This is a genomic window from Brevibacterium picturae (assembly GCF_030453725.1).
Taxonomy (GTDB): domain Bacteria; phylum Actinomycetota; class Actinomycetes; order Actinomycetales; family Brevibacteriaceae; genus Brevibacterium; species Brevibacterium sandarakinum_A.
Genome location: NZ_JAKDJU010000142.1, coordinates 1 through 7,560, shown reverse-complemented (window position 1 = coordinate 7,560; position 7,560 = coordinate 1). Strand labels below are relative to the sequence as shown.

General features: G+C 62.8%; 5 protein-coding genes. 2 read left to right on the top strand and 3 right to left on the bottom strand.

Going from position 1 to position 7,560, the window contains the following annotated elements; translation table 11 throughout:
* Positions 1-182 precede the first annotated feature (182 nt).
* A complete protein-coding gene (locus L0G76_RS12355; protein ID WP_304357495.1) occupies positions 183-1,961 on the bottom strand; it encodes a DEAD/DEAH box helicase in 1,779 nt (592 codons plus the stop codon).
* 338 nt (positions 1,962-2,299) lie between these two features.
* Here L0G76_RS12355 and L0G76_RS12350 point away from each other — a divergent pair, with 338 nt between their 5' ends.
* Complete coding sequence (locus L0G76_RS12350) at positions 2,300-3,679, top strand: glycine--tRNA ligase (RefSeq protein ID WP_304357494.1); 1,380 nt, start codon at positions 2,300-2,302, stop codon at positions 3,677-3,679.
* A 240-nt stretch (positions 3,680-3,919) separates the two neighbouring features.
* On the top strand, positions 3,920-5,332 hold the full coding sequence (locus L0G76_RS12345) for a YibE/F family protein (protein WP_193083685.1): 1,413 nt from the start codon (positions 3,920-3,922) through the stop codon (positions 5,330-5,332).
* A 278-nt stretch (positions 5,333-5,610) separates the two neighbouring features.
* Here L0G76_RS12345 and L0G76_RS12340 read toward each other — a convergent pair whose 3' ends face one another.
* Both L0G76_RS12340 and L0G76_RS12335 read right to left on the bottom strand, forming a co-directional pair.
* Positions 5,611-7,002, bottom strand: a complete 1,392-nt coding sequence (locus L0G76_RS12340; protein ID WP_304357493.1) for an aspartate aminotransferase family protein — start codon at positions 7,000-7,002, stop codon at positions 5,611-5,613.
* Positions 6,999-7,484, bottom strand: coding sequence for an Lrp/AsnC family transcriptional regulator (locus L0G76_RS12335; protein ID WP_304357492.1), 486 nt, complete (start codon positions 7,482-7,484; stop codon positions 6,999-7,001). Before L0G76_RS12335 ends, L0G76_RS12340 begins: the two co-directional genes overlap by 4 nt.
* Between the last annotated feature and the right edge of the window lie 76 nt (positions 7,485-7,560).

The window sequence follows — 7,560 nt, the reverse complement described above, 5'->3', positions numbered from 1 at the left end:
TGGGGGGTGCGGTGGATCACTCGTGTTATTAAACACCTAACACCACCCGCCCGTTATCTGTCTAGGGCCCGCAACGAAAACGTTGGGGGACCTCTGCTTCTCTGTGAGCTCGGTGCCGAAGTCTGCTCAGCGGCTCAGCACCTCAGCAGCGGTCACTTGAGCGTTCGCCGCCGAAGTCGTCATCAGCTGAACTTCTTGGCGCCTCCGCGACGATCATTGCGGAAGTTGCGGCTGTCGCCGGGCTGCTTGTCGAAGTTGCGCTTCTTGAATGGGCGAGCCGGACGACCCGAGTCCGGACGGATGTCGATCGGGCGACCCTGGATCTGGGTATTGGAGAGCTTGCGCATGACCGAGGAATCGAGATCCTTGGGCAGATCGACCAGGGTATGGTTCGACCGGATGTCGATGTGGCCGATCTCCTTCGAAGTGAGGCCGCCTTCGTTGGCGATGGCGCCGACAACGGCACCCGGCTGCAGGCGTTCGTTGCGGCCGACGGCCAGACGGTAGGTGGTCATGTTCTCGTCACGCGGACGGGACGAACGTTCACGTCCGGGCTTGCCGTCGCGACCGCCATCACGGTCGCGTCCGGGCTTGCCACGGCTGGGCTCGGGCATGGGGTCGGCCTTGAGGGAGTTCGACTCGAGGACCATCGACGCCAGAGCGGCTGCGATGTCCGTCGCCGGAACATTGCGGGAGAGCTCGTACTGTTCGATGACGGTCGCGAGCTCGGTCAGCTCGGTCGTGGCCAGCACATCGTCGATGCGCTTGGTGAACTTCTCCACACGGGTGTTGGTCAGCTGTTCGACGCTGGGCATCGACAGCGGTTCGACCTTCTGCTTCGTCGCGCGCTCGATGGAGCCGAGCAGACGCTGCTCACGCGGGGTGACGAAGAGGATCGCCTCGCCTGAACGCCCTGCGCGGCCGGTGCGGCCGATGCGGTGGACGTAGGATTCGGTGTCATGCGGGATGTCGAAGTTGACGACGAGGGTGATGCGCTCGACGTCGAGACCACGAGCCGCGACATCGGTGGCGACGAGGATGTCGACCTTGCCGCTGCGCAGCATATCGATCGTGCGCTCACGAGCCTGCTGTGGAATGTCACCGTTGATCGCCGACGCCTTGAAGCCGCGGGCACGCAGCTTCTCAGCGAGCTCCTCCGTGGCCTGCTTGGTGCGGACGAACATGATGATGCCCTCGTACTCCTCGACCTCGAGGATGCGGGTCAGAGCGTCGAGCTTATGCGAGTGCTGGACCATGTGGTAGCGCTGACGGATGTTCGATCCGGTCTGCGACTTCGACGCGACCCGCACCTCTTTGGGGTTGTTGAGGTATTTGCCGGTCAGGCGGTGGATCGATGTCGGCATCGTGGCGGAGAACAGGGCCACCTGACGCGAGTCTCCGGACTGGCTGAAGATCTCTTCGATGTCTTCGGCGAAGCCCATCTTGAGCATCTCGTCGGCCTCGTCGAGGATGAGGTGACGGAGGCTGCCGAGCTTGAGAGATCCCTTTTTGAGGTGGTCGATGACACGACCGGGCGTTCCCACGACGACCTGAGCTCCGCGCTTGAGGCCCGATAGCTGTGGGCCGTAGGCCTGGCCGCCGTAGATCGGGAGGACGGAGAAGTCGTCGAGGTTGGTCGCATACGAGGTGAACGCCTCGGCGACCTGGATCGCAAGCTCGCGGGTGGGGGTCAGGACCAGAGCGAAGGGGCCGTCGTTGGCGCGGCCCGCCTCGGCGAGGTCGGACAGTGCTGGAAGAGCGAAAGCGGCGGTCTTGCCGGTGCCGGTCTGGGCCAGGCCGATGACGTCGCGGCCTTCGACCAGTGCGGGGATCGTTTCAGCCTGGATCGGAGTCGGGGTCTCATAGCCCTGGGCCTCGACTGCCTGGAGGACGAGCGGGTGGAGACCCAGCTCGGAGAACTTCGGTGTTGTCGGTTCGTCGGTTGAGGACACATCTGTCATGAGTTTTCTCTCTCACGTCGGCACACACTTGATCGCAGATGACTGTAGTGGCGATCTACCCTGCGGCCACTTGTGCAATCATCGTGAGCAATCCGGGCCGAAACCGTATGAGATCCAAGGCTTGCTTGGACAGACTTGAAAACCGTCAGTACGGAGAAAGGTTTGGGTGTGCCTCAAGTTTACATGCCCGACGCCTGCCGGGGTGACTGATAGCCCTCAGGGGCAGTGTGAGTTCCGTCGCCCTCGAGTCGACGGCGGCGGGCCAGGGTCGAACAGATAGGCTGTACCTGCGAGCCACGGCAGCCGGCCGTCGGCGAACTACCTCAAGGAGAATAAACGTGGCACAGTCCAAGTTGGATGCCGTCATCGCCCTGGCCAAACGCAGAGGATTCGTCTTCCAAGCCGGAGAGATCTATGGCGGTTCCCGTTCGGCCTGGGACTACGGTCCTTTGGGCGTCGAGCTCAAAGACAACATCAAGGCCCAATGGTGGCAGACCTTCGTCCGCGGTCGCGAGGACGTCGTCGGACTCGACTCCTCGATCATCCTGCCCAAGCGCGTGTGGGAGGCCTCCGGCCACGTCGAGACCTTCGTCGACCCTCTCGTCGAATGCCTCAACTGCCACAAGCGCCACCGTGAAGACCACCTCGTCGAAGCCTATGAGGCCAAGCACTCCAAGGCACCCGAGAACGGCATGGCCGACGTCGTCTGCCCCGACTGCGGAACGCGGGGACAGTGGACCGAGCCCCAGGAATTCTCCGGGCTGGTCAAGACCTTCCTCGGGCCTGTCGACTCCGAGGCGGGACTGAACTATCTGCGCCCGGAGACCGCACAGGGCATCTTCGTCAACTTCAACAACGTCGTCACCGCAGCACGGAAGAAGCCGCCCTTCGGCATCGGCCAGATCGGCAAGGCCTTCCGCAACGAGATCACCCCGGGCAACTTCATCTTCCGCACCCGCGAGTTCGAGCAGATGGAGATCGAGTACTTCGTCCGCCCCGAGGAGGCCGACGGCTTCTACCGCGAATGGGTCGAGGCCTGCTGGAACTGGTTCCTCGACCTCGGCATCTCCGAAGACAACGTCCAGCGCCTCGACGTACCTGAGGACGACCGGGCCCACTACTCCTCGGGAACCATCGACATCGAGTACCGCTTCGGCTTCCAGGGGTCCGAGTGGGGCGAGCTGATGGGCGTCGCCAACCGCACCGACTACGACCTCGGCACCCACACCGAGGCTTCGGGCGCGAAGCTGCAGTACTTCGACCAGGCCAGCGGTGAGCGTTTCACCCCTTACGTGATCGAACCCTCCTTCGGCCTGACCCGTTCGATGATGGCCTTCCTCATCGACGCATACACCGAGGACGAGGCTCCGAACACCAAGGGCGGGACCGATAAGCGCATCGTGCTCAGGCTCGACCCGCGCTTGGCTCCGATCAAGGCAGCAGTGCTGCCTTTGAGCCGGAACGAGAAGCTGTCCCCACAGGCCAAGGAGCTCGCGGCTCGCCTGCGCAAGCGCTGGAACATCGACTTCGATGATGCCGGTGCGATCGGCCGGCGCTACCGTCGCCAGGACGAGATCGGCACCCCACTGTGCATCACCTTCGACTTCGACTCGCTCGACGACAATGCGGTCACCATCCGCAAGCGCGACGACATGAGCCAGGAGCGCGTGGCCCTCGATCAGGTCGAGAACTACCTGGCCGAGCACCTCGGCGTCTGAGTCTTTCAGGGGCGCCTGAGCATCTCAGCGGCGCCTGAGTATCGGGCCCGGTCGGTCGGAACATCGGCCGGGCCTGAACATCGGCCGGGCCTGAACATCGGCCGGCTGGAACAGCGGCCAACTGGGCCCCTATGATTCGTCACCGCTTCTTCTCGGCACACGCAGCGAGCACGATGACGCCCACGCGCCACGAGTGCAGATACTCTCAACCAGTCCGAACCATCAACACGAAGGTCCGACATGCATATGCCCCTCCAGCGGGAGCCCACGGCCTCGCCGAGGGTCCGGCTGATCATGATCGTGTGTCTTATTCCGCTCGTCCTCCTCACGGTCGGGGGACTGTTCCTACTGTGGCCGGACGCGGCACAACAGGAACTGCCAGGTGGAGGCCCGACGACGAACTCTGCCGAGGGCGTCGCCAACGCCGAGGCGAGGGTCATCGCCGTGGACGCCTCGAACTGCGAGTCCAGTGGGGAGGCGGATCCGATGCTCGCAGTCGACTGCATGACATTCACGGCCGAAGTGGAAGGACAAGAGGGAAATCTCTATGTGACTCCTGACGCGATCAAATCCGGAATCACCGTCGGGGACACGCTCAAGGTACTCGACTTCACTGACTCTCCGGATCGTGCGGCCATCGGCTCGGACTATGTGTTCATCGACTACGACCGGAACGTGCCTATTCTCGGGCTGGCGATCTTCTACGGACTCATCGTGCTCCTCGTCGCGGGCTTTCGCGGTCTGCGGGCCCTGGCCGGCCTCGGGTTCGCCGGTGTCGTACTGATCGTGTTCATGCTGCCGGCGATTCTCGACTCCAAGCCGCCGATCCTCGTGGCCATGGTCGCGGCGAGTGCGATCATGCTCATCGCCCTCTACCTGGCCCATGGAGTCTCCACGCGGACGACCACGGCCCTCTTCGGGACCGTGCTCGGCATCATCATCACAGGCGTGCTCGGGTTCTGGATGACCTCTTGGGCGAATCTCGGCGTTGCCTACACCGAGGACGCCTTCCTCCTTGCCGACACCGCGGACGTGTCGATGGCAGACCTCATCGTCTGCGCGATTCTCGTCACCGGCCTCGGCGTGCTCAACGACGTCACCATCACGCAAGCTTCGGCGGTGTGGGAGCTGGCGACGGTGGCCCCGGATCTGAAGGCCGGGCAGCTCTTCGCTCGAGCCATGCGCATCGGTCGCGACCACATCGCCTCGACGGTGTACACCATCACGTTCGCCTACGTGGGTTCTGCCCTGCTCACGCTCATCATCGTCTCCGCCTATGATCAGTCGTTCTTCGAGACCCTCACGCGGGGAGAGATGTCGGTCGAGGTCGTGAGCATCCTCGTGTGCTCGATCGGCCTCGTCATTGCAATACCCGTCACCACCGGATTGGGTGTCCTCGTCGTCAGGTCGGGTCTGCGTCCTGGTCCTGCGCGCGACTCACGTGGCGGCGCCGCGGCAGGCGATGACCAGGCCGATGAGGGAGTTGCCACTGTGAAGCGGGAGTCCGCCTCGAGCCGGGCAGCCACGACAAGACCGACCAGCGGCGTGCTGGAGAATACTGCTGTGTCTGCGCGCAATGGCGTTCCTATGACTACCGAAGCGGATCACACGGATCAGCCACTGACTCGCCGGGAGCTGCGCCGCCGCGACTAGCAGCAGGGCTGTTCCGTGGGGAGCCGCGCCGCCGTCGGCCGAGACAAGCGGGAGAAAGTTCGGGCGCCTTGAATAGGACGCTGGGAAAGCGACTTCTTCCGGGCAGCAAACACGCAGTTTCAGCCTGGTCGGCGTCGCATCAAGTGCAACGGGCGTACGCGAAACGGCCCATGTGCCAGCGACCCTGTGCTGGAAGCGAAGCGGCCCCGATTCCTCGGATGAGTAATCGGGGCCGCTTCGTGTGACCGGGCCGCCAGTGTCTGGGCCTCAGGCTGCGATCAGAGCTTCGTCCAAGCCTCCGAGAGGACGCCGCGGATGATCTGTTCCATCTCGTCGAACTCATTCTGACCGACGGTCAGGGGAGGCGAGAGCTGAATGACTGGATCTCCGCGGTCATCGGCGCGGCAGTACAGGCCGTTCTCGTACATCTTCGCGGACACGAAGTTCTTGAGGATGCGCTCGGACTCCTCCTCGGTGAAGGACTCCTTGGTGTCGCGATCCTTGACGAGTTCGATGCCGTAGAAGAAGCCCTCACCGCGAACGTCACCGACGATCGGCAGGTCTTTGAGCTTCTCGAGCGTGAACTTGAACGCGGCAGCGTTCTCGTGGACGTGGTCGTTGAGCTTCTCCTTCTCGAACACGTCGAAGTTCGCCATCGCCGCGGCACAGGAGACGGGGTGACCGCCGAAGGTGTAGCCGTGGTAGAACGTCTCATCGCCACCGGGACCGAAGGGCTCGAACAGACGATCCGAGGCGATCATCGCACCGAGCGGAGCATAACCGGAGGTGATGCCCTTGGCGCTGGTGATGATGTCGGGGACGTAGCCGAAATCGTTGCAGGCGAACATGTCGCCGATGCGGCCATAGGCGCAGATGGTCTCGTCGGAGACCATGAGCACGTCGTACTCGTTGCAGATCTCGCGGACGCGTTCGAAATATCCGGGGGGCGGCGGGAAGCAGCCGCCGGAGTTCTGCACGGGCTCGACGAAGACAGCCGCAACCGAATCAGCACCCTCGAATTCGATGGCCTCGGCGATGCGGTCGGCCGCCCAACGGCCGAAGGCCTTCTCATCGTGGGCGTAGGGCTCCGGCGAACGGTAGAAGTTCGTATTCGGCACCTTGATCGCACCGGGGACCAGGGGGGCGAACTGCTCGCGCAGGTCCGGCAGTGAGGTCACTGACAGTGCACCGTGCGGGGTGCCGTGGTAGGCCGTGGCACGTGAGATGATCTTGTGCTTGCCGGGCTTGCCCGTGACCTTGAAGTAGTTCTTGGCCAGCTTCATCGCCGACTCGACAGAGTCGCCGCCACCTGAGGTGAGGAAGACACGGTTGAGATCACTTGGAGCGAAGCTTGCCAGGCGCTCGGAGACCTCGATCGCCTGCGGGTGAGCGAAGGACCACAGCGGCATGAAGGGCAGCTTCAGCGCTTGGTCGTACATCGCCTTCGCGATCTCCTCGCGACCGTGACCGACCTGGACCGTGAACAGCCCGGCCAGCCCGTCAAGGTACTTATTGCCCTTGTCGTCGAAGATGTGGTGGCCTTCGCCACCGGTGATGATCGGTGCTTCACCACCGTTGAACAGTGACTGGTGCGGAGCCATGTGCATCCACACGTTGTTGCGGATGGCATCCTGATAGTCGGTGCCAGCTCTGGTGACATTCTTTGTCATCGCGTCCCCCAATTGTATTTTTGCTTCTCGAGTGAGAGGTACATGAATAGCTCCGTGTCCACGATCGCGTCGATCGAGCGCAGCTCTTCGTTGACGAATTCGATCAGGTGTCGATCCGATTCGCAGACGATCTCGACTAAGAGGTCGAACGACCCTGCGGTCACGACGAGATAGTCGATCTCGTCGTAGCCGTGCAGTCTGTCGGCGACCTTGGAGATATCGCCCCGAACCTTGACTCCCACCATGGCCTGTCGGGCGAAGCCGAGACTCAAGGGATCGGTCACGGCGACGATTTCCATCACGCCGGAATCGATGAGTCTGGAGACCCGTTGACGGACGGCCGCTTCGGACAGCCCGACGGACTTGCCGATGGCGGAATAGGACTTGCGTCCATCGTGCTGCAGCTCGACGATGATCGCTTTCGATTTGTCGTCGAGGTTGCCCAGGCGGTGACTGCTTCCGCTCGGCAGCAAGTGGGCCATTCTTCACCTCCGTGATTTGGATCTCAACACAATCTACCATTGATTCCGTCGGAATGCGCACATTCGTATGCGAATT